Origin of the sequence: Arthrobacter sp. YA7-1, from assembly GCF_025960325.1 — a bacterium.
Taxonomy (GTDB): domain Bacteria; phylum Actinomycetota; class Actinomycetes; order Actinomycetales; family Micrococcaceae; genus Arthrobacter; species Arthrobacter bambusae_A.
In genome coordinates this window covers 3,908,194-3,929,777 of record NZ_CP110114.1, presented here as the reverse complement: position 1 = coordinate 3,929,777, position 21,584 = coordinate 3,908,194, and the positions used below count along the sequence as shown (strand labels likewise).

The following is a 21,584-nucleotide window of genomic DNA, read 5'->3' as shown; positions in this document are numbered from 1 at the left end:
ACGGGGTACGCGGCGCATACGGTACTTTTGATCCTGTGCTGATCTCTGACCGCGACATACGTGCCGAAATCGACTCCCGACGTATCGTCCTGGAGCCCTACGACCCCGCAATGGTTCAGCCGTCCTCGGTGGACGTCAGGATTGACCGCTTCTTCCGGCTGTTCGACAACCACAAATACGCGCACATCGACCCCTCCGAGGAACAGCCTGAGCTGACCCGCCTGGTGGAGGTCGAGGGCGACGAGCCTTTCATCCTGCACCCGGGCGAGTTCGTGCTCGGTTCGACTTACGAGACCGTGAGCCTGCCGGACGACGTCGCCGCCCGGCTTGAAGGAAAGTCTTCGCTGGGACGCCTCGGTCTGCTGACGCACTCCACGGCCGGCTTCATCGATCCCGGTTTCTCGGGCCATGTGACGTTGGAACTGTCCAATGTGGCTACCCTGCCCATCAAGCTGTGGCCCGGCATGAAGATCGGCCAGTTGTGCTTCTTCCGGCTCTCGTCGGCCGCCGAGCATCCCTATGGTTCCGGCGGTTACGGCAACCGTTACCAAGGCCAGCGCGGCCCTACCGCGAGCCGCAGCCACCTGAACTTCCACCGGACGTCTGTTTAGCGCATCGAGAGGTGAGGTCTCGCCCCTTTGATGCAGCGAAATGGCCGAGATCTCACGTCTCGCTGACCCAAGCTGCGCGGGCAAGGGCGTCTCGCACGCGGGTTACGACTCCGTCGAACCCCCCGGCGTTCACGTGCCGTGCCGTAATTGTCACCGAAGTCCAGCCGATCGCGGCGATGGATTCGTCGCGGCGAATGTCAGATTCCTTCTGAGTGGCTGTCAGGTAGTGACTACCGTCGTAGTTGACGGCCACTTTATGCCTGGGGAAGGCCAAGTCCGGCCACGCCAACTCCCATCCGCTTGAATCCTGGACAACAAATCGCAAGACAGGTTCCGGCAATCCCTGCCGGCCGATGGCAAGGCGGAGCTTGGTTTCCGGTACGGATTCGGCTCCAACCCTCGCGAGTTCCAGTGCCAACCGGGCATTCTTGCGTCCGCGGATCCCCGGGTTTCCCTCCACTTGCGAACGCAAATCCTCAAGGGAACAAAGCGCGGCGCGGTTGTGGCCGAAACTGGGGGACTGGCTGCAGATGAAATGGTCGGCCGCGGCGACGAGATCGTCGAGGGGCAACAACGGAGCCAAATCAAGCCAGGTTCAGGCAGGGCTCGTGATGGGAATGCCATCGAGGGTTCGACGGTCCGCGGCACCCAAAGATACCCGGCGCCCGGCAACCCCCTTGCGAACCGGCCGGTTCCCGCCGTCCCACCGCAGCAAATGCACCAACGGCTGGCGTTCGAGATCACGGGGGAGGTGACAGCGCCACAGGATTGCCGCCGTCGGGCCGCAACACACGGTCCCGGGCGAGATGCCCGTCAACAACCGTGCCGTATGGGAAAGCTCCTGGACGGCACCCCAAGGAACGCGGACTCCACGGCTGGCCACGCGAAGGTCCTTGTTCCATGCCCGGCTCTCCGAAACCCCGGCAGCGCGCTGTTCGGAGAGCGTGAACGAGCGGCCCCTGACGGTTTCAGGAAGAGGTCCGGGACTGCGCATGCACCAATTCGTGGCACAGAACAGGGCCTGCCAACCGGTTATCCACAGTGGGGGGAGTAGTGAAGGCCCGCCTACAGATCGAGACGTGAGATCTCGCCTCTTTGAACCCTCGAGAAGGCCGGGATCTCACGCCTCGAGGGACGCAATAGGCTCCGACGCTTTCGATTTGCGGGGAGACTTGCGGAAGACTTTGACCATAGGCTCCACGAAGCGGGCTGCGAGCGGACCGAAGATGGCCATGAGCAGCACATACGCGGTGGCGAGGGCGGCAAGCTCGTGCGGTACGACTCCCGAGGCTACGGCCAGGCCCGCAATGACAATGGAGAACTCGCCGCGGGCGATCAGGGCGGCCCCGGCGCGGAAACGCCCAGGAACGGCGATCCCTGCACGCTTTGCCGCCCAGAATCCGGTCAGCACCTTGGTAAGGGCTGTTGCGAGGGCGAGAAGCAGCGCCCAGCCCAGCACTGGCGGGATCTTGGATGGGTCCGTGTTGAGGCCGAAGGCTACGAAGAAGATAGCCGCGAAGAGATCCCGCAACGGTTCAAGGATGCGCGTCGCGTTGTGGGCGGTTGCCCCCGAAATGGCGATGCCCAGCATGAACGCCCCCACGGCCGCGGAGACCTGGAGTGCGGACGCGATGCCGGCCACCAGAAGTGCGGCCCCGAGGAGATTGAGCAGGAAGACCTCGGAGTTTTCGCTGTGCACGGCTTGGGATACCCGATGGCCGTGTTTGAGGGCCACCACCAGTACGAGGGTGACGACGGCCAACGCTATGCCCACCGTCTGGAGCCCGCCCAGGAAGCCCACGCCCGCGAGGATCGCCGTCAGGATCGGAAGGTAGATGGCCATGGTCAGGTCTTCGAACACCAGGATGGCAAGCACCACGGGCGTCTCTCTGTTACCGATCCGGCCGAGGTCAGTGATCACCTTCGCCGCGATCCCGGAGGAAGAAATGTAGGTGACGCCGCCCATGACGATCGCGCCCACCAGCCCCCAGCCGAGCCACACCGCTATGCCCGCACCCGGAAGGAAGTTCAACACCAGGTCCAGTACACCGGCTTGCCAGGAGCGCCGCAGCCCGGTGACGAGCTCCGCGGCCGTATATTCCAAGCCGAGCATGAGCAGCAGGAGGATGACGCCGATTTCGCCGGAAAGGTGGGCGAACTCCTGCATGCCGTCGAGCTTGACCAGTCCACCTGCCCCGAACGCGAGTCCCCCCACCAGATAGAGCGGAATGGGGGACATGCCGATCCTGCCGGCCAAGCGTGCCAAGAGGCCGAGGCAGAAAACGACTGCGCCCAGCTCAATGAGGGTCAGGGCCAGGGGGTCCATAAAGGTCAGCCGTTGCGCAGAATGGCAGCCGCAGAGTCAAGACCTTCCTGCGTACCGACAGCCACCAGCAGATCACCCGTGTGAAGGACGACGTCGGGAGCCGGTGAGGGAACCACTTCGCCTTCGCGCATGATTGCCACGATCGAGACACCACTGCGGGTGCGGATCTGGGCTTTGCCCATGGGCTGGTTGTTGAAAGGGGAGTCAGCGGTGATGGAGAACTGCCGCGTGACAATGCCGGGGATTTCCTTGTGGGCTTCGGCCAGGCGCATGGCGATGTGCTGTCCGCCCAGAAGGTTGCCCAGGGCGGCGGCTTCGTCTGCGGTCAACGGGATGGATGCCTGGCAGGTATCGGGATCGTCCCATGTGGAGACGAAAAGCTCGGTCTCACCCTCCCGCATCTCGACGACACCGATGCGGCGTCCCGAGGCCGTGATGAAATCCTTGCGGACCCCGAGGCCTGGAAGTTCTGTCTCATCCACGTTCATAAGTCCACCCTAGCCCTCTTGAAGGGGCGGCGGAATGACGCCGCTCGAGCCCTTCGCGCAAAGCGGTCCGCGCCGTTCTACGGGGCAAAAGCCAGGCCGCGCGCGGCGTCGTCGTAGTATTCGCGGTTCGCCAATCCGGCGGCTGCTGCCTCGTCCAGGACCACCACGGCGTCGGCATGCCATTGCAGGATCGAACCCGGGCACGACGCCGTCAGCGGCCCCTCGACGGCGGCAGCGACCGCAGCGGACTTCGCGGCACCCGTGGCGATGAGCACCAGCCGGCGCGCCTCCAGCACGGTCCCCAATCCCTGGGTGATGCAGTGGGTCGGGACGTCGCCGTGATGACCGAAGAACCGGGCGTTGTCCTGCCTCGTGCGGGCCGTCAGCCGCTTCAACCGGGTCCGGGAAGACAAGGAGGACCCGGGCTCATTGAAGCCGACGTGGCCGTTGGCGCCGATGCCGAGAATCTGCACATCAACGCCCCCGGCATGGCGGATCGCGGCGTCGTAGGCGGCAGCTCCGGTTTCGAGCTCGGCCTGCGTGGCGCCGGTGCCGTCAGGGACATTCAGCCCGGCCAGTGGAAGCCCGATCACCTCGCAGACCTCGCGGACGAGGACCTGGCGGTAGGACTGGACATGTCCAGTCGGAAGGCCCACATATTCGTCCAAGGCGAATCCCTTGGCGGCCGAGAAATCCACCCGGCCCGCAGCGGCCGCAGCCGCGAGTTCCGCGTACAGCCCGAGCGGGGACGAGCCGGTGGCCAATCCCAGTACTGGTCCTCTGCCCGCGGGGAGTCCTGCGAGGACGGCCTGGGCAGCGGCCGAAGCGGCCGATTCCGGGGTGGGCGCGACAATGACTTCCATGGCAGCTTTCTGTCGATGGGTTGGGCGGGCTGCAGTCAGGCCTTGGTGCTGCCGTTAAGCAGCGCCGTCAGGGCCTGGGACACCGTGAGTGACGCACCATAGGTGACGATGTCCGCCCCGCCGCGCGGCCAGCCGCACTCGACGGCGATCACCGCGTGCCCTTCCGCCCTCAAGCGGGCAAAGACGGTCCACAGCGGGTGTTCGGCATCCAGGCCGCGCCCGACGACGGCGACCCTCGCGCCGTCGGGAACTTCGCCTTCTCGGACCACTTCCGACGTTGTGGCGGCAGGGCCCCACGGCACGCGACCGACCGCGAAGTTGGACCCGGTCTCAACCTGCACGATCGCCACGGGTTCCGCCCGTGCAAGCCACCTTTGAGCGGCTTCGGAGACCTCGAAGGCCTCGGCGATGCGTTCGCCGTCGAGCGCGTTCGCATCGCCGGGAACGCCGGAGCGTTGCGGCTCGCCCCGCAGCCCCAGCTGGCCCCTGACGGCGGCCTCCTGGATTTCAGCAGCGCCGGCAGCGGGGAAACGCGCGGACAGTGCTGCCGTGCGGGCAACGGCGTCCGCGAGGCGTTCCATGGGCAAGCGCCCCCCTTCCACGGCATCGGAGATCGCGGTGAGTGTTTGTTCGAAGAGGGCCGGTCCCGTTTCGGAACCAAGGCACAACAGGTCTGCCCCGGCCATGAGTGCACGGACGGCTGCTTCCGGAATGCCGGTCTGGGCGGACGCGCCGGCCATGTCCAAAGCATCGGTGATGATGAGGCCGTCGAACCCCATGTCACGGCGCAGCAGGTCCTGCAGGATGCGCGAGGAGAAGGTCGCCGGGTGGTCCGGGTCCAGGGCTTCGACCAGGATGTGGCTGGTCATGACCGTGGCTCCGCGAGCCGCCACGAGCGCCCGGAAGGGGACCAGTTCGCGGGCATCCAGGGTGGCGGCGTCGGCGGTGACCCGGGGGAGCGCCAGGTGGGAGTCCGTGGTGGTATCGCCGTGGCCCGGGAAGTGCTTGGCGCAGGATGCCACGCCCGCGTCTTCGAGGCCACGGATCCAGGCGGCAGTATGCCGGGCCACCAAGTCCGGTTCGGCCCCGAAGCTGCGCACGCCGATCACGGGATTATCCGGAGCGGAATTGACATCGGCATCCGGGGCCAGGTTCACGTTGATGCCCAGGCCTGCCAGTTCGTGGCCGATGGCGCTGGCGCTCGCGGCGGTCAGTTCGACGTCGTCGAGGCGCCCGAGCACGGCGTTCCCGGGCTGCGTGGATCCCGTGAGGTAGTGCAGCCTCGTGACGTCGCCGCCCTCTTCATCGACGGCGATGAGCGTGTTCGGGGAATGTGCCCGCAGCCCGGCGCACAGTTCGCGCAACTGGACGGGGGACGCCACGTTGGTGCCGTAGAGGCACACAGCCGCGAGCCCGGCGTCGTACGCTTCAAGAATCCAGACGGGGACCGCGATGCCGGTGAATCCGGGCATGAGGGTTCCTGCCGCGAGGCGGCGCAGGTGGTCGCGGGCGGGCCTGGTGGCAAAGGACTGGGTAGCAGGGGACTGAATCGTGTCCATGTCCGGCTCCTTCGAAGGGATGCGTGGCTGGTTAGTCGGGGCTGGAAACGGCGCAGGCGGCACTCAGGCCACACCAAGCTGGTTCCAGAGGACCATCACGGCGGCGCCGCGCAGGACAATGTCCTGTGCGTCTGCCGCGAGACGGACGGACACCGGTGAGGGGTCCTGGTGCAGGAGCCGCTCAAGCAAGGTCTGCTGGACGGCGTTGAGAAGGGGGCCTTCCAAAAGCTCCCGGGGTCCGCTGAGGACCACTTCGCCCAAATCGAGGGCGCCAACCACGGGGGCGAGGGCGATGGCGAGCCGCTCGCCTGCTTCCCGGAGTACGACGTCGGCCGCGGCCTCCGGTTCGGAGCTCGCCGCAGCTTCGGCGAGGGCCCGTTCGAGGCTGGGGACGGACATCCAGGTTTCGAGGCAACCAGTCTTACCGCATTTGCAGATGGTTCCACCGTCGGTGCCGACCGTGACGTGGCCGATTTCGCCCGCCGCGGAGTGGGCGCCCCTGGTGCGTCTACCGCCCACGATGAGGCCTGAACCGACACCGCGCCCGATTTTCACGAGAACCATGTCGTCACTGCCGCCGCCGAAGGTGTAGTCCGCGTGGACTGCCGCGTCGGCGTCGTTGGAAACGAGGGTCGGCAGGCCGGTGCGCTCCTGGAGGAGGTCGCGCAGGGCGACGTCCTTCCATCCGAAGTTGGGGGCCGTGGTGACCACACCGTCGGCGTTGACGATGCCGGGGGTCCCGACGCCGATCCCGAGCAACGTGGCAGTGGCCCGCGCTTTTGCCTCGGACGCCAGTGCGAGGACCTGGTTGACTACGTCTTGTCCGGTTTCGTCCGAGAGGGTGCGTTCCGCACGGTCGAGGATGTTGCCGTCAAGGTCGAGGACAGCGGCGCGCAGCACGGAATTTTCGGCGAGATCCATGCCGATGACTTGGAGGCCCTGGCGGTTGATGTCCACCAGAATGGCCGGCTTGCCGGGGCGGACTTCATCGGAGTGCCCCAGTTCCACCACATGGCCGCGTTCCAGGAGGTCCGAGACGAGGTCCGATACCGTCACGCGGGTCAGGCCCAGGGTCCGGGAGAGATCCGCGCGGCTCATTGCCCCGGCCGAGTGGAGGGTCTGGCGCACCAGGGAGAGGTTGTGGGCGCGCCCGTCGGAAGGCAGGGTTGCCGCACTGGTCCGATCTGTGCGCTGGCGGTCGCGAAGGGCTTCCATGGGAGTTAGTAAACTCTACTAACAATCAAAGATCAAGGGTTTTTTGCAGATTGTGTGGAATCAAGCACCGTCTGTCAGCTCAGCGGAACCGTGGCGATTTCCGTCTTGCTGGGTGATTTTACGGGCAGGATCACCAACAAGCCGGCCAGGAGCACCACCATGATGCCGAGGATTCCCCAGCGTTGGGCCCCGCCCGAGGCCACCAGGGGCGTCGCCACGGTGATGCACAGGGTGAACAGTGCCGGCGCCAGGAAGCTCACCGCCCGGCCGGTGGTGGCGTAGAGCCCGAACAGTTCGCCGGATTCGCCGTCCGGCGCCAGCCTTGCGAGATAAGCCCGGGAGGACGCCTGGGCTGGTCCGACGAACAGGCAGAGGAACAGCCCGAATACCCAGAACGTGGTGCTGCCTGCCCAAGGGGCTCCGAAGAACACGTAGTCGCCGTTGCCAAGCACCAGGATCACGGTGCCGGCTGCCAGGAGTCCGATGAGGGAAATGACGATGACGGACTTGGGCCCGATCCTGTCGTCCAGGAATCCGCCGATCATGGCGCCAACGGCTGCCACCACGTTGCCGAAAATCGCGAAGAAAATGACTTGTTTGAGCTCGAATCCAAAGGTTCCCGCAGCAATGACACCGCCGAAGGTGAAGACCGCCGCCAGGCCGTCGCGGAAGATGGCGCTCGCGAGCAGGAAGTAGATGGTGTGCGGGCTGGTCCGGTAGATGGCCCTGATCCGGCGGACCAGCAAACTGTAGGATGCGAGGAATCCGAGCCGGGATTCCGGTTTCCTGACGGAGAGCTCCGGCACAGCGAAGAGCACAGGCAGCGCGAAGATGAAGAACCAGAGCGCGGAGAAGACGGCAACGAGCCTGATATTCAGGCTGTCCTGGGTGGATGCCCCGAACCACTCGAAAGACGGTTGGACGAAAAGCTGCAGCACCACGAGCAGCGCGACAATGCCGCCCAGGTACCCCATTCCCCAGCCGAAGCCACTCACTTTGCCGATGTTGGCAGGAGTGGAGATCTGGGCCAGCATGGCGTTGTAATTGACGCCCGCGAACTCGAAAAAGATATTGCCGAGCGCAACCAGCGAGACCCCCAAGAGCAGGAACTCGGGTTTGGGGAAGACGAAGAAGCATGAGCCAGTGAGCACGGCCACAATGGCTGTGTTGACGCCGAGCCACAGTTTCCTGCGCCCACCGGAGTCGGAACGTTGACCGGTGACGGGTGCCAGGAGCGCAATCGCGACGCCGGCAATCGCCAACGCGGCACCCAAGGTGGCTGACGCGGAGTCTTCCCCGCCAAAGGCCTTGGACGTCAGGTAGACCGTGAACACGAAGGTAGTCATGACGGCGTTGAACGCAGCGGAACCCCAGTCCCAGGATGCCCAGGCAAGGATCTGGCCCTTGTTGGACAGGACAGGCCCCGAAGCGAGCTCGGATGCCGGGTGCGGGGCTTCAGGCGCAGTTGCCATGTTCATGGTTGATAAACTACCTGCACCGAACCCAACGTTTGACCGCCTGCTCCAACTTTTGACAATTCATTCCTGACTTTGCGGAGATTCCAGTGATCACAGTTCTTGCCGTGACCTTTGCAGCGGCAACTGTGGCGCCCTGGATCTTCCGGAAACTCCAGCGGAATGCCTTCTATGTCCTCGCGGCGGTTCCGGCCGCCGCGTTTGTCTGGCTGCTCCTGCAGTACGACCGGGTCTATCCGGGAAAAGGCGGGAATCCCACCGGCGGCTTCATCGAAGAAAACCTCCCGTGGATTCCGAACCTCAAGCTTGACTTCGCCTTCCGCATGGACGTCCTGGCATGGGTGATGTCCTTGCTGGTCCTGGGAGTCGGCTCGCTGGTCCTGGTCTATTGCGCTCGGTACTTCAAGAACAAGGACGCCAACCTCGGCGGGTTCGGAGCCCAGCTACTCGCCTTCGCGGGGGCGATGTTCGGCCTGGTGACGGCGGACGACCTCCTGATGATGTTCATCTTCTGGGAACTCACCACCGTCCTGTCCTACCTCCTGATCGGCTACGCGCGAACGCGCCTCGCCGCCCGCCGCTCGGCCTTGCAGGCCCTCATGGTCACCACCGCGGGTGGCCTGGCCATGCTGGTCGGCCTCATCATCCTGGGCCAGGCAGCCGGAACATACCGGATTTCGGCGATCATGACACAGGCGGCCACCCTCATCACGGGACCCGCGCAAAGTGCGGTCGCAGCCGCCGTCGTACTCATCCTGGTAGGTGCGATTACCAAATCGGCGCTGGTCCCTTTCCACTTCTGGCTCCCGGGGGCCATGGCCGCTCCCACCCCGGTGAGCGCCTACCTGCACGCGGCGGCCATGGTCAAGGCCGGCATCTACATCGTGGCCCGCCTGGCGCCGGGGTTCAGCGAAAGCCCCTACTGGTTGCCGCTGGTGCTTGGGCTCGGCCTGGCGACGATGCTGGTGGGCGGCTACCGGGCGCTCCGGCAGACCGACATCAAGCTCATCCTTGCGTACGGCACAGTCAGCCAGCTCGGGTTCCTCATGATGGTGGTGGGCCTCGGCCGGCCCGACGCCGCACTCGCCGGTCTCGCGCTTCTGCTGGCGCACGGGCTCTTCAAGGCTTCCTTGTTCCTGGTGGTGGGCATCATCGACCACCAATCCGGCACACGCGATATCCGCAAACTCTCGGGCGTCTACAAGTCCTCCAGGGCGCTCGCCATCGTGGCGGGGATCGCCGCCGCATCCATGGCCGGCATACCTCCGCTGGCAGGTTTCGTGGCCAAGGAATCCGTGTTGGAAACGTTCGTCCATTACGGCACGGGTCACTCCGGCGCGGGCGCTGCGCCGGAACCGTGGGGGCTGGTCCTGCTCGGCGGCTTGGTGCTGGGGTCCATCCTCACGTTCGCCTACAGCGCCCGCTTCATGTGGGGTGCATTCGCCACCAAGCAGGGCGTCGACCGGACGCCCTTCAAGGCCGTCCAGCCATCGTTCCTCGCGGCGCCCGCCATCCTGAGTTTCCTCACCATCGTGTACGGCCTGTGGCCGGATCCCGTTGACGGGTGGATCCAGCCGTACGCCGCGCTTTTTGCAGCGCCCGACGCCGGAACCGGCGCTCCCAGCGCCAACCACCTCGCGCTGTGGCACGGCCTGACTCCCGCCTTGGGGCTGACCGCCCTGACGTTCGCGGCCGGCGTCGTCATGTTCCATGCCCGCAACCTCGTCTCCCGGGCGCAAAGCCGAGTCCCGGACTGGGTGGACGGCGATCGCGCCTACCAGCGCACCGTCGGGGCCCTGGACGACGTCGCCGTATGGGTCACCGGCCGCACGCAGCGCGGTTCCCTCTACTTCTACTTGGCGGTCATCCTCACCGTGGCTTTCGCCGTCCCGCTCACGGCGCTCATCGTGGCCAACAAGCCGCTCCCGGGCGGTGTGTTCTTGATCGACCCGAATTCTCCGCTCCAGCTCATTGCCGCGGCAGGAATCGTCGTTGGCGCGCTGGCCGCGGTTCGTGCCAACAAGCGCTTCCTCGCTGTGCTGATGGTCTCCGTCACCGGTTACGGCATAGCCCTGATGTTCGCATTGCAGGGAGCCCCCGACCTCGCCCTGACGCAGATGCTGGTGGAGACCATCATCCTGGTGGCCTTCGTGCTGGCGATGCGCAGCCTCCCTCCGGAACTCCGGGACCGCACTGGCGGCAAATACCGGGTAGTACGCGTCATCATCGGCGTGGCCTTCGCGGTCACCATGATCTTCGTAGCGATCTACGCCATGGGTGCCCGCATTGCCGAGCCTGTGTCCCTCTCCTTCCCGCGGTTGGCCTACGAAGGCGGCGGCGGACTCAACGTGGTCAACGTGACGCTGGTGGACATCCGGGCATGGGACACCTTCGGTGAGATCTCGGTGCTGGCAGTCGCCGCTACCGGCGTCGCGAGCCTGATCTTTGTCCGCAGCAGGGGAGAGCGCCTCGACAAAGCCGCCACGATCCCCGAGGGAACCGTGGGAAGGCGCGCCGCGGCCGGAGGCAGTTCGCGCGACGACGCCTCGCTGGCGCTCGTGCGCAAGTTCGCGGGCTCCCTGACGGACCCTTGGCTCGTGGCCGGCCGAACCCTTGCACCCGAACGGCGTTCCATCATCTTCGAAGTGGTCACGCGGCTGATTTTCCACTCGATGATCGTTTTCTCCGTGTACCTCCTGTTGGCGGGACACAATCTTCCCGGAGGCGGCTTCGCCGGCGGACTCACTGCCGGACTCGCCCTGACGATCCGATACCTGGCCGGCGGACGGTTCGAGCTGCGGGAAGCCGCGCCGATCAGCGCAGGCATGCTCTTGGGAACCGGCCTCGCGACGGCGGCCACCGCGGGATTCGTCCCGCTGCTTCTGGGCGGCCAGGTGTTCCAAAGCGCCATCATCGAGTTCTGGCTACCGCTGTTCGGCGACATCAAGTTCGTGACCTCCACGATCTTCGACATCGGCGTGTACTTGGTGGTTATAGGCCTGGCCCTGGACGTGCTGCGCAGTTTGGGAGCCGAGATCGACGAACACTTCGAAGAGACCTCCAGCGCAGACGCAGACGCAGGGGATCAAGGGGGCATCGGATCCGCCGCCCCCGTCGCGTCGCCGGCAACCACTGGCGAGTCCGCAGCCACCGCGCCCGGAAAGGGAATCCCATGAGCGTCAATTTGACCTTGTTGATCGTCATGGGAGTGCTCTACGCCTGTGGGATCTATCTGATCCTGGAACGCAGCCTGACCCGTGTTCTCCTGGGGCTCATGCTCCTGGCCAACGCCACCAACCTGCTCATCCTCGCGACGGGTGGCTATGCCGGACTTGCCCCGCTGTTCAGCAAATCGACGGATCCGCGCGACTACAACGATCCCCTGCCGCAAGCCTTGATTCTCACGTCGATCGTGATTTCCTTCGCGGTGACGGCATTCATGCTCGGCATCATCTACCGGACATGGGCGTTGGCACGGCAAGACGACATCCAGGACGACGCCGAAGACCGGCGCGTCGCGAAGACACCCAGCTTTGACGCCGAGGACGACTCGGTGGTTCCCGAGGAAACATCCGAGTTCCCGGTCACGGCAGTCACCGAAGCAGCCAAGGAAGGAGGCCCCCTGTGAACATCGCCAGCCTGGCGCCGCTCGCCGTCGTACTTCCCATCCTCGGTGCCGCACTCACGTTCGCCTTGAACAGGAACCCGCTGGCCCAACGGGTGGTCAGCATCGGTTTGTTGTCCCTTACCTTGCTCCTGGAATGCTTGCTCCTTGCCTCGGTATGGACCACGGGCACCGCATCCGTCACCCTGGGTGGCTGGCAACCGCCCTTTGGCGTGGTGATGGTGGTGGACCAGTTCTCTTCGCTCATGTTGGTGGTCTCGTCCGTCATCAGCCTCGCGGTGCTGATTTACGCCACCGGCCAGGGCATGGCCGACGGCGACCGCGAGGCACCGGTGTCGATCTTCCACCCGACCTACCTGATCCTGGTGGCCGGTGTCTCCAACGCCTTCCTCACGGGTGACCTCTTCAACCTGTACGTGGGCTTCGAGATCCTGTTGACGGCGAGCTACGTGCTCATGACGTTGGGGGGCACCGGTCCGCGCATCCGCGCAGGGGTCACGTACGTGGTGGTTTCCGTCGTGTCCTCGGTGTTGTTCCTGATCGCCATTGCGATGATCTACGGAGCCACTGGAACCATCACGATGGCGGATCTCGCGATCAAGCTGGCCGGACTGGATCCGGGCACCAGGAACCTGCTCCACGTCATGCTGCTCGTGGCCTTCGGGATCAAGGCCGCCGTTTTCCCGCTGTCCTTCTGGTTGCCTGACTCGTATCCGACCGCGCCGGCACCGGTCACCGCCGTGTTCGCTGGCCTGCTCACCAAGGTAGGCGTGTATGCCATGGTCCGGACGGAAACCCTGCTCTTCCCTGGTGACACCTTGAATACCCCGTTGATGGTGGTAGCGCTCCTGACCATGCTGGTGGGCATCCTCGGCGCCATAGCCCAGAGCGACATCAAACGATTACTCTCCTTCACCCTGGTCAGCCACATCGGCTACATGGTGTTTGGGCTTGCCATGTCTTCCGTTGCCGGGCTTGCGGCAGCTGTCTTCTACGTGGCCCACCACATCACGGTCCAAACGAGCCTGTTCCTGGTCACGGGTTTGATCGAACGCCGGGGCGGCAGCTCATCCATGGACAGGCTGGGCGGGCTTGCCAAGCTCTCTCCGCTCCTGGCGCTGCTGTTCTTCATTCCAGCGATGAACCTCGCGGGAATTCCACCCTTCTCCGGGTTCCTGGGGAAGCTTGGACTCCTGCAGGCAGGGATCGCCCTGGGGACACCCTTGTCCATGACTTTGGTGGTGGGGGGAGTGGTCACGAGCCTCTTGACCTTGTTGGCGATCGCCCGCGTCTGGAACCGCGCATTCTGGCGGAAGCCCGAGGACGCTGAGTACCCGGCCCCCGTCCTGAAAGACTCTGCGGCCGTCGGGCTGCTTCCACGGACCATGGTGGGGCCGACCGCCGCGCTGGTGGTCTTTGGCGTGGCCCTGACCGTCTTTGCGGGTCCGCTCTTCCAATTGGCCGGAAACTCTGCGACCCAGATGCTGGACCGTACGGCGTACATCCATTCCGTGCTCGGCGGGAATGCGAAAGTTCCGGACATCGCTGGACCGGATACGTCGATCCCAGCGCAGGGAGGTGGAAAGTGAGCCGCAAGCGGATCTCGTTCCGCACCGAGTTGCCCCTGCTGGTCTGGCTGGTGGTCGTCTGGGGTGCGCTCTGGCGGGACTTCAGCCCCGGCAATCTGGTGTTCGGTGCGCTGATCGCCGTGGTGGTAGCCAGGGTCTTCTACTTGCCCCCTGTGGAGCTCAGCGGGCGTTTCAACGTGCTGCGGGCCATTCCTTTCGTCGTGGTGTTCCTCGGTAAAGTGGTGGCCGCGAGCTTCCAGGTCATGTACCTGGCGGTCTTCCGGGGTCCTTCGGTAACCAACGCGGTGGTTGCTGTTCCCCTGCGCAGCCGTTCCGACCTTATGGTGACGGCCACAGGGCATGTGATTTCGCTGATTCCGGGTTCCTTGGTGGTGGAGGTGGATCGCTCGACGTCCACGCTCTACATCCATGGGCTCAATGTGCGCAACGTTGTGGACACCGCCAAACTGCGCAAGGAAGTCCAGGACACCGAAGCCTCGCTGATCCGGATCATGGGTACCCGGGCCGAAATGGACGCACTCCAGGCCGAAGGCCGGCCTGCAACGAGGGGAGCCGGCTCATGAAGGACATCGTGCTGATCGTCACGGCGGTGATTCTTAGCCTCGCGGCGGCGGGCGCAATCTACAGGATCGCCGTCGGGCCTTCGCTGCTGGACCGGGTGCTCGCCTCGGACGTGCTGCTCGCCATATTGGGCGCAGCGCTGGCCATCGACATGGCCGTCAACAGGCACCTCAACAACCTTGTGCTCCTCGTCGCCCTGACGCTGATCGGGTTCGTTGGCTCGGTGACGGTGGCCCGCTTCGTGGCCGACCGAAGGGGACAAGTCAATGACTCCTAATGCCACCGGAGTTGACGCAGTGATCGATGTGGTCACGGCAGTGCTGCTGATTGTTGGTGCGCTGATGTCATTCGGCGCGGCAATCGGCCTGTTGCGGTTCCCGGACCTGATGAGCCGCATGCACGCAGCCACCAAGCCCCAAGTGCTCGGGTTGTTCCTTGTCTTGGCGGCCATCGGGCTTCAGATGCGCGAATGGTGGGTGTGGCCGATCCTGGCCGTCGCCTGGATCTTCCAACTGCTGACCGTGCCCGTGTCCGCACACATGGTGGGCCGCGCAGGCTACCGGACCAAACACCTCCACCCCGAGCTGCTGAGCATAGACGAACTCGAGGCTGTGGTGGTGCGGGCAGCCGGTCAACGGGCAGCGGAGAAAGCCCAGGAAGCGGCTTCGGAAATGCGCCCCACCGGGAGCACGCGCGACGACGGGAGGAGTGCCCGGGAGAGCGGCAACGCCCGCGACGCCCGGGATAGCGGGAGCGCGGGCGCTAACGACGGGCCGTCCGCTTAGACGACGTCCTGTGTCTTTTCGAAGTGCGAGATGGCGCGCTTCGTACCCCGCCCCGCTACAACCTGGATGACGGCGCTCACAGCGGCGGAAATCAGGGCGAAGGTCAGGGCGGAACGCAGGCTCGCTTCCATGTCGTCGTTGCCCTTGGGTGGCTTGTTGCCTGTGGTTTTTTCCCACAGGGCGTTGACGAGCTTGGTGCCGGCAAAGCCTGCGCCGATGCTTACTCCGGTACCGAGCAGTTTGAAGAAGAAGTTCATTCCGGGACTCCTTGCGGGAGGAAACAGGACCGTCCCCAGCCTAACCCCACTTCAGGGCAGTTCCGGAGCATCGGATGGCGGCTGGTGCCTCAGCCGGAAGAACTCCTGCAGGGCCCCCGGCTTTGGACGCACGGGAACGATGTCCCGGCTCTCCCCCAGCACCGCTTCCATCGTGCCGAGGGCGAGGAGCTCATCCAGCAGCGCCAAGGTGGGCGGCATGAGCTTGAGCGTTCCGGCGGCTTCGGCATCAAGGATTGCGCGGACCGGCATCCACAGGGAGGATGACGCTTCCGTGGTCTGGTGCCTTGGCTCGGCACCGGAAACCGGGCAGGCAAGGTAGAAGTAGGTGTCGAAGCGCTTGGGCTGGTCTGCCGGGGTGACCCAGTTGGCCCACGGACGGAGGGTGGCGGCGTCGAGCTTCACCCCGGCCTCTTCGAAAACCTCGCGCTGTGCGGCCGCCAGTACGCGGCCGGCGTTGAAGCGGGCGGAAGAGGGCTCGACGGCGATGCTGCTCCGGTGCCACGCGGCAGCGTGCCGCTCCACGACGTCGTCCGCGAAGTCCCAGCCGGAGCTGTCCGATTGGTCCACCCGCCCGCCGGGGAAAACGACCATTCCCGCGGCAAAGTCCATCGTGGTCACCCGGTGCTGGACGAACACTTCCAAAGCGCGCGCCGCATCTTGAAAGCCCTCCGGAACCGCGGCGTCGCGGACCAGGATCACGCTCGCGGCGAGTCTCGGTTCGGCCGTGCTGTTCGCTTCGTCAATCCCTGCCAAGACCGCTCCTTTGCCTGCGCTTCTGCGTCACATTCTGCTGGATCATTCTCCCAGTTTCCGCGGCAGCCCGCGTCATTCCGGGCAGGACTGCGCCCAACCCGCGAGTGATCCAGCAGAATCCGCCGATTCGCGTTCCGGCACAGCGCCCGCAACCCCGTCAAGGTGTAAACTGAACCACGCCCAAAAGGGCGGATTGATAACGACAGGGGAGCGCCGCCGTCGGGCTCGCAGCAATGCGGCACGGAGGACGGGCGCTGAGAGTGCGGACAGCCGCAGACCCTCGAACCTGATCCGGCTAGTACCGGCGCAAGGGAGTCGAGTTCTCATAGTGTCCGGAACCGGCGCGGCGGAAGCCGCCCGCAGGAAACCGGAAACACTTTCCCCTCCTGTTCCTCAGGAGGACAAAATGACTGGTATTTCTGCAAAGCGGGGCCTCACCAAGCCTGCCTACAATTGGCGCGTCGTGGACATTGTCGTGGCGGCGCTGATCTCCATCGCCGGTGGCGTGATCTTCTGGGCATGGGACCAGATGGCTCTGGTTGCCACGCCTATGTCCGCCGGCTACCCGCCCCTGAGCGGCCTGATCGCCGGCGGGTGGATGATTCCGGCAGTCTTGGGCATGCTCATCGTGCGCAAGCCCGGTGCTGCGATTTTCTGCGAGACGGTGGCTGCCACCAGTGAGCTCATCATGGGTTCGCAGTACGGCACCACGGTGCTGATCTCGGGCCTGCTCCAGGGCCTCGGCGCGGAACTCATCTTCCTGGCCTTCATGTACAAGAAGTTCAACCTGCCGGTGTCACTGCTGGCCGGTGCCGGCGCGGGCCTGTTCTGCGGCCTCAACGATTCCTTCCTGCCGTGGGGCTGGAACATCGCCTACGAACCCGTCGACAAGCTCGCGTACATCGTGTTCTGCACCATTTCCGGTGCCGTTATTGCCGGAGCTTTGTCCTGGGTTGCGACACGCGGCCTGGCCAAGACGGGTGTCCTGAGCGCGTTCGCGTCCCGCAAGGCCGCTTCGGAGCCCGTCTTTTCCTGATGCCCAGTCCTGATTCCGGCACCCCTGCTGCGGTGCGACCCGCCGCCATTTCCGCCCAAGGCTGGGGCTGGCGGCACGCCGGCCGCACCACGCAGGCCATCCATGCCCTCGACCTGGACATCCGCCCGGGCGAGCGCGTGCTCCTGCTCGGCCCCTCGGGCGCGGGCAAGTCGACGCTCCTGCATGCACTGGCCGGTGTGCTGGGCGAGGAAGGGGACGACGCCGACGAGACCGGCTCGTTGCTGGTGGACGGCGTGTCGCCGAAGGCCCAGCGGGGCCGTGCCGGACTCATGCAGCAGGACCCGGAAACCCAGGTGGTGCTTTCCCGGTTGGGCGACGACGTCGCGTTCGGTGCCGAGAACCTCTGCGTGCCGCGGGAAGAGATCTGGAAGCGCGTCGGTGAAGCGCTCGACGACGTCGGGCTGCGGAATAGCGCGAGCGGCAACTTTGCGCTCGACCACCCGACGTCGGCCCTCTCCGGCGGGCAGAAACAGCGCCTTGCGCTGGCCGGCATCCTGGCGATGCGGCCGGGATTGATCCTGCTGGACGAGCCGACCGCCAACCTGGACCCCGCCGGCGTGCTGGAGGTCCGTGACGCCGTGGGCCGCTGCCTCGACAAGACCGGCGCCACGTTGGTGGTGGTGGAGCACCGGGTCTCCGTCTGGAAAGACCTCGTGGACCGGATCGTGGTGCTCCAGCCTGGCAGTTCTTCCTCTGCGGGGGGCTCGACGCCGGCGGTTCTCCTGGACGGCGATCCCGAGACGGTGCTGGTTCAGGCAAGGGACATGCTCATTGCTGCGGGCGTCTGGGTGCCCGGGTACGTCCCGGCCACCCGGCCACGTTCGGGTACAGCGGCCGGCTCGGGGGCCGGCTTCGAGGCGGGGAGCTCCGGGGCGTCGGGAGGGGAGTTGCTCCTCGCCACCCGGGAGCTCGCAGTGTCCCGTGAACGGTCGCGGCGCCGGGGTTTCACGACGATCCCGCCGCTTCCCGTGCAGTCCGGTCTCGACGCCGAGGTGCTCGCCGGGCAGGCACTGACCATCACGGGCCCCAACGGCGCCGGAAAATCCACCTTCGCCTTGACCCTCGCGGGGCTGCTGGCGCCGGTGTCCGGCGCGGTGACTGCCGCCGTCGGGCTCAGCGACGGCGCCGGCACGGACCCGTTCAAGTGGAAGGCCCAGCAGTTGATCTCGCGCATCGGGACGGTCTTCCAGGAGCCGGAGCACCAGTTTGTCACCGGCCGCGTGCTCGACGAGCTCATGTTCGGCCCCAAGCACCTTGGCCACGGCGAGGAGCGGGTGGACGAATTGCTGGAGCGTCTGCGCCTTCGGCATCTGGTGGACGCCAATCCGTACACGCTCTCCGGGGGCGAAAAGCGCCGGCTGTCCGTGGCCACGGTGCTCGCCGCGCACCCCCGGGTCCTGGTGCTGGACGAGCCCACCTTTGGCCAGGACGCGAACACGTGGGCTGAGCTTGCCTCGTTCCTGTCCGAACTGCTCGATGCAGGAACCTCCGTTGTGTCGGTGACTCACGATCGGGAATTCAGCTCCGTCCTGGGTGGCACCGAGATGCGGCTCGAGCCTGCGCTCCGGGGCGGGGCCCGGCAGGAAGCAGGTGCGGCATGAGGGAAGCCTTGACACTGCGCGGCAACAATGCCCTCCTGACACGCGCCAATCCGTTGGCCAAGTTCGTGTCGGTCTTCCTGATCACCCTGGTGCTGGCGTTGTCCATCGACCTGGTGTCGGCTTCGACGGCGCTCTTGGGCGAACTGGCGTTGTTCCCGCTCGCGGGCCTTACCGTGCGTTTGCTCTGGCAGCGCGGCTGGCCGTTGATCATCGCGGCGATACTGGGCGGCTGGAGCACAGCGATCCTGTCGGCTGGCAGCGGCAGGACACTGCTCGACGTCGGGATCTGGTCAATCAGCGAAGGCTCGCTCCAGCTGGGAGTCGGCTTCATGCTGCGCGGCCTTGCCATAGCGCTTCCGGCCATCCTCCTGATGAGTTGCACCGACCCCACCGATCTTGCCGATGCGCTGGCACAGAAGGCGAAACTGCCGCACCGTTTTGTCCTGGGTACCTTGGCCGCGCTGCGGCTCGTGGGGCTCATGGCGGAGGAGTGGCAGACCATCGGCATGGCCCGGCGCGCGCGGGGTGTCGGCTCGCACGGAAGCCCGCCGCAACGGGTCAAGGCCATGCTCGGCCAAAGCTTCGGGCTGCTGGTCCAGGCGATCCGTCGGGCGTCCCGCTTGGCCGTGACCATGGAGGCGCGGGGCTTCGGCGGGGGACAGCGGACCTGGGCCCGTGAATCAAGCTACAGCCGCCTGGACGTCTGGGTTCTGGCCGGCGGGGTGGTCATCGCAGCCGCAGCCGTGCTCGCGGCCCAATGGGCAGGGACGTGGCACTTCGTCTGGCTGAAGCAACCCAACTAGCTCGCATTTGTTGTCGTTTTGGCGCCTCATAACGACAACAACTGTTAGTCAGTTGGGTGCGCCAGATCCAATCCAGGCGGGCGTCGTCGTCGATGGCTGCCGCCAGCCTGATCGGGTCCGGAAAGGGACGGCCCGCTTCGGGGGTTCACTCGAGAGAGGCTTTCGCGGCGGGCGCGAACCTGTCAACCCCCGGCGCTTTCGGTGCCCGGAATCCGGCGGGGAATTTTGTTGACCCCCAGGTTCGTTGTAATTCACGAGTGACCAACTTCAGAACGTGAATATCGCACGAGGTGACTATTGTTCGACGGAATCGGCGTGTTGCATCACAAAATATCTGATCAATAGACCATCTGTGATATTTGTTGATTATGACTCAACCGACTGCCGAACATGTAGGTCTCCTTCTTCGTGACGCCCGCGGCGAAAAGGGTTGGACGCAGGGACAGCTAGCCTCGGAACTGGGCACCAGCCAAAGCGCCATTGCACGCATGGAACAGGGCAAGCAGAATCTCAGCCTCCGCATGATTGAGCGCCTTGAGTCGATCTTCGGGCGAACCATCGTCAAGGTCGGAAAACGGCAGATGACCCACCTGCGCGTAGAAGGCGGACGCACGCTCTCGGGCTCGGTGGACGTCAACAGCAGCAAGAATGCCGGCGTCGCACTGCTTTGCGCGAGCCTCATCAACCGCGGCACCACCACCTTGCGCCGGCTTGCCCGGATCGAAGAAGTCAACCGGATCGTCGAGGTCCTGACCTCCATCGGCGTCGAATGCACCTGGCTGAACGGCAACGATCTGCGCATCCGCCGCCCGGAAACCCTGGACCTCGCCTCCATGGACGTGGAGGCCGCGCGGCGAACCCGCAGCGTCATCATGCTGCTCGGCCCGCTCCTCGATGAGGCTGCCTCATACCAACTGCCCTACGCTGGCGGTTGCGATCTCGGGACCCGCACCGTGGAACCGCACATGCAGGCGTTGCGGCAGTTCGGACTCTCGGTGGAGGCCAAGTCCGGCTTCTATTCCGTGCAGGCCCCGCCGGCCGACGGCGAGGACCGCACTTTCGTGCTTACGGAGCGCGGCGACACCGTAACCGAGAACGCCATCATGGCCGCCGCGCACCGCAGCGGTACCACCGTGATCCGCAATGCCAGCCCCAATTACATGGTGCAGGACCTCTGTTTCTACCTGCAGAGGCTCGGTGTGCTGATCGACGGCATCGGGACAACCACCCTCAAGATCACGGGCCGTCCGGCGATCGACGTCGACATCGAGTACTTCCCGTCGGAAGACCCCATTGAAGCCATGAGCCTGATCACGGCGGGCATCGTGACCAACTCGGAAGTCACCATTTGCAGAGTCCCCATCGAGTTCATGGAGATCGAACTGGCCACGCTTGAGCAGATGGGCCAGCAACTCGACATCTCGGGGGAGTATTTCGCGCGCAACGGGCGGACCCGCTTGGTTGATGTCACCACCAAGCCATCGCGATTGCGTGCGCCGGAGGACAAGATCCACCCCATGCCCTTCCCCGGGCTCAACATCGACAACTTGCCGTTCTTCGCGGTCATCGCCGGCAATGCCGAGGGCCAGACCATGATCCACGACTGGGTCTACGAGAACCGGGCGATCTACTTGACCGAGCTCAACAAGCTCGGCGCCCAGGTCCAACTCCTCGATCCCCACCGCATCTATGTCAATGGCCCCACCAAGTGGCGTGGTGCCGAAGTCGGATGCCCTCCGGCCCTCCGGCCCGCAGCTTGCCTGCTGTTGGCCATGCTGGCGGCCCGCGGCACGTCCGAGTTGCGCAACATCTACGTGATTGAGCGCGGCTACGAGGACCTGGCCGAGCGGCTCAACACCATCGGCGCGAAGATCGAGTACTTCCAGGACTGACGGCGTCGGATTCTGCACGATCATGTGATCCAGCAGAATCCTTCAGCGGCGCCCCCAAAATCTCGATCTGTCTCCGCAAGGCTGCCATGGCGCACAATTGTTC

At 65.2% G+C, this 21,584-nt stretch carries 20 protein-coding genes, 1 pseudogene and 1 riboswitch; of the genes and pseudogenes, 11 read left to right on the top strand and 10 right to left on the bottom strand.

Features of this window, described 5'->3' with window-relative positions; all coding sequences use genetic code 11:
* Positions 1-35 precede the first annotated feature (35 nt).
* Positions 36-611, top strand: a complete 576-nt coding sequence (dcd, locus tag OIT41_RS18360) for a dCTP deaminase (protein ID WP_078107361.1) — start codon at positions 36-38, stop codon at positions 609-611.
* A 52-nt stretch (positions 612-663) separates the two neighbouring features.
* Here dcd and OIT41_RS18355 read toward each other — a convergent pair whose 3' ends face one another.
* From OIT41_RS18355 to OIT41_RS18320, 8 genes are all read right to left on the bottom strand, one after another.
* Positions 664-1,182, bottom strand: a complete 519-nt coding sequence (locus OIT41_RS18355) for an endonuclease domain-containing protein (protein WP_264637051.1) — start codon at positions 1,180-1,182, stop codon at positions 664-666.
* A 24-nt stretch (positions 1,183-1,206) separates the two neighbouring features.
* Entirely contained in the window at positions 1,207-1,605 is a 399-nt protein-coding gene (locus tag OIT41_RS18350) for a hypothetical protein (RefSeq protein WP_264637050.1), read from the bottom strand.
* Positions 1,606-1,731: 126 nt separating this feature from the next.
* Complete coding sequence (locus OIT41_RS18345) at positions 1,732-2,937, bottom strand: cation:proton antiporter (RefSeq protein WP_241709388.1); 1,206 nt, start codon at positions 2,935-2,937, stop codon at positions 1,732-1,734.
* A 5-nt stretch (positions 2,938-2,942) separates the two neighbouring features.
* A complete protein-coding gene (locus OIT41_RS18340) occupies positions 2,943-3,425 on the bottom strand; it encodes a cation:proton antiporter regulatory subunit (RefSeq protein WP_059389838.1) in 483 nt (160 codons plus the stop codon).
* A 77-nt stretch (positions 3,426-3,502) separates the two neighbouring features.
* Positions 3,503-4,288, bottom strand: coding sequence for a glucosamine-6-phosphate deaminase (locus OIT41_RS18335; protein WP_264637049.1), 786 nt, complete (start codon positions 4,286-4,288; stop codon positions 3,503-3,505).
* A gap of 35 nt (positions 4,289-4,323) precedes the next feature.
* Positions 4,324-5,847 carry a glycoside hydrolase family 3 protein gene (locus OIT41_RS18330; RefSeq protein WP_264637048.1) on the bottom strand — a complete coding sequence of 508 codons (1,524 nt, stop codon included), beginning with the start codon at positions 5,845-5,847 and terminating at the stop codon, positions 4,324-4,326.
* 63 nt (positions 5,848-5,910) lie between these two features.
* Positions 5,911-7,062 carry an ROK family transcriptional regulator gene (locus OIT41_RS18325; protein ID WP_264637047.1) on the bottom strand — a complete coding sequence of 384 codons (1,152 nt, stop codon included), beginning with the start codon at positions 7,060-7,062 and terminating at the stop codon, positions 5,911-5,913.
* Between the two features lie 74 nt (positions 7,063-7,136).
* Positions 7,137-8,540, bottom strand: coding sequence for an MFS transporter (locus OIT41_RS18320; protein WP_264637046.1), 1,404 nt, complete (start codon positions 8,538-8,540; stop codon positions 7,137-7,139).
* Positions 8,541-8,626: 86 nt separating this feature from the next.
* On the opposite strand from OIT41_RS18320, the gene OIT41_RS18315 reads away from it, so the two are divergent.
* The 6 genes and pseudogenes from OIT41_RS18315 to mnhG all read left to right on the top strand — a co-directional run.
* Complete coding sequence (locus tag OIT41_RS18315; protein ID WP_264637045.1) at positions 8,627-11,713, top strand: Na+/H+ antiporter subunit A; 3,087 nt, start codon at positions 8,627-8,629, stop codon at positions 11,711-11,713.
* Complete coding sequence (locus OIT41_RS18310) at positions 11,710-12,165, top strand: Na(+)/H(+) antiporter subunit C (RefSeq protein WP_078107368.1); 456 nt, start codon at positions 11,710-11,712, stop codon at positions 12,163-12,165. Before OIT41_RS18315 ends, OIT41_RS18310 begins: the two co-directional genes overlap by 4 nt.
* Complete coding sequence (locus OIT41_RS18305) at positions 12,162-13,751, top strand: Na+/H+ antiporter subunit D (RefSeq protein WP_264637044.1); 1,590 nt, start codon at positions 12,162-12,164, stop codon at positions 13,749-13,751. The genes OIT41_RS18310 and OIT41_RS18305 overlap by 4 nt, the downstream gene beginning before the upstream one ends.
* Entirely contained in the window at positions 13,748-14,314 is a 567-nt protein-coding gene (locus tag OIT41_RS18300) for a Na+/H+ antiporter subunit E (protein WP_241709395.1), read from the top strand. Before OIT41_RS18305 ends, OIT41_RS18300 begins: the two co-directional genes overlap by 4 nt.
* Positions 14,311-14,589 (top strand): monovalent cation/H+ antiporter complex subunit F, encoded by a 279-nt coding sequence (locus OIT41_RS18295; protein ID WP_078107371.1) that lies wholly within the window; start codon positions 14,311-14,313, stop codon positions 14,587-14,589. Before OIT41_RS18300 ends, OIT41_RS18295 begins: the two co-directional genes overlap by 4 nt.
* Positions 14,579-14,959: pseudogene (mnhG, locus tag OIT41_RS18290) on the top strand (monovalent cation/H(+) antiporter subunit G); the annotation flags it as partial. The gene OIT41_RS18295 and the pseudogene mnhG, both read left to right, overlap by 11 nt.
* 134 nt (positions 14,960-15,093) lie before the next feature.
* Here the strand turns inward: mnhG and OIT41_RS18285 are convergent.
* On the bottom strand, positions 15,094-15,354 hold the full coding sequence (locus tag OIT41_RS18285; protein ID WP_078107373.1) for a DUF4235 domain-containing protein: 261 nt from the start codon (positions 15,352-15,354) through the stop codon (positions 15,094-15,096).
* A gap of 51 nt (positions 15,355-15,405) precedes the next feature.
* Complete coding sequence (locus tag OIT41_RS18280) at positions 15,406-16,128, bottom strand: NUDIX hydrolase (RefSeq protein ID WP_264637043.1); 723 nt, start codon at positions 16,126-16,128, stop codon at positions 15,406-15,408.
* 194 nt (positions 16,129-16,322) lie between these two features.
* Positions 16,323-16,459: riboswitch (TPP riboswitch) on the top strand.
* A gap of 75 nt (positions 16,460-16,534) precedes the next feature.
* Here OIT41_RS18280 and OIT41_RS18275 point away from each other — a divergent pair.
* From OIT41_RS18275 to OIT41_RS18260, 4 genes are all read left to right on the top strand, one after another.
* On the top strand, positions 16,535-17,164 hold the full coding sequence (locus tag OIT41_RS18275) for an ECF transporter S component (protein ID WP_241709399.1): 630 nt from the start codon (positions 16,535-16,537) through the stop codon (positions 17,162-17,164).
* Positions 17,164-18,786, top strand: a complete 1,623-nt coding sequence (locus OIT41_RS18270; protein ID WP_241709400.1) for an ABC transporter ATP-binding protein — start codon at positions 17,164-17,166, stop codon at positions 18,784-18,786. Before OIT41_RS18275 ends, OIT41_RS18270 begins: the two co-directional genes overlap by 1 nt.
* Positions 18,783-19,589 (top strand): energy-coupling factor transporter transmembrane component T family protein, encoded by an 807-nt coding sequence (locus OIT41_RS18265; RefSeq protein ID WP_241709401.1) that lies wholly within the window; start codon positions 18,783-18,785, stop codon positions 19,587-19,589. The genes OIT41_RS18270 and OIT41_RS18265 overlap by 4 nt, the downstream gene beginning before the upstream one ends.
* 368 nt (positions 19,590-19,957) lie before the next feature.
* Positions 19,958-21,481 carry a UDP-N-acetylglucosamine 1-carboxyvinyltransferase gene (locus OIT41_RS18260; RefSeq protein ID WP_264637042.1) on the top strand — a complete coding sequence of 508 codons (1,524 nt, stop codon included), beginning with the start codon at positions 19,958-19,960 and terminating at the stop codon, positions 21,479-21,481.
* Positions 21,482-21,584: the final 103 nt, after the last annotated feature.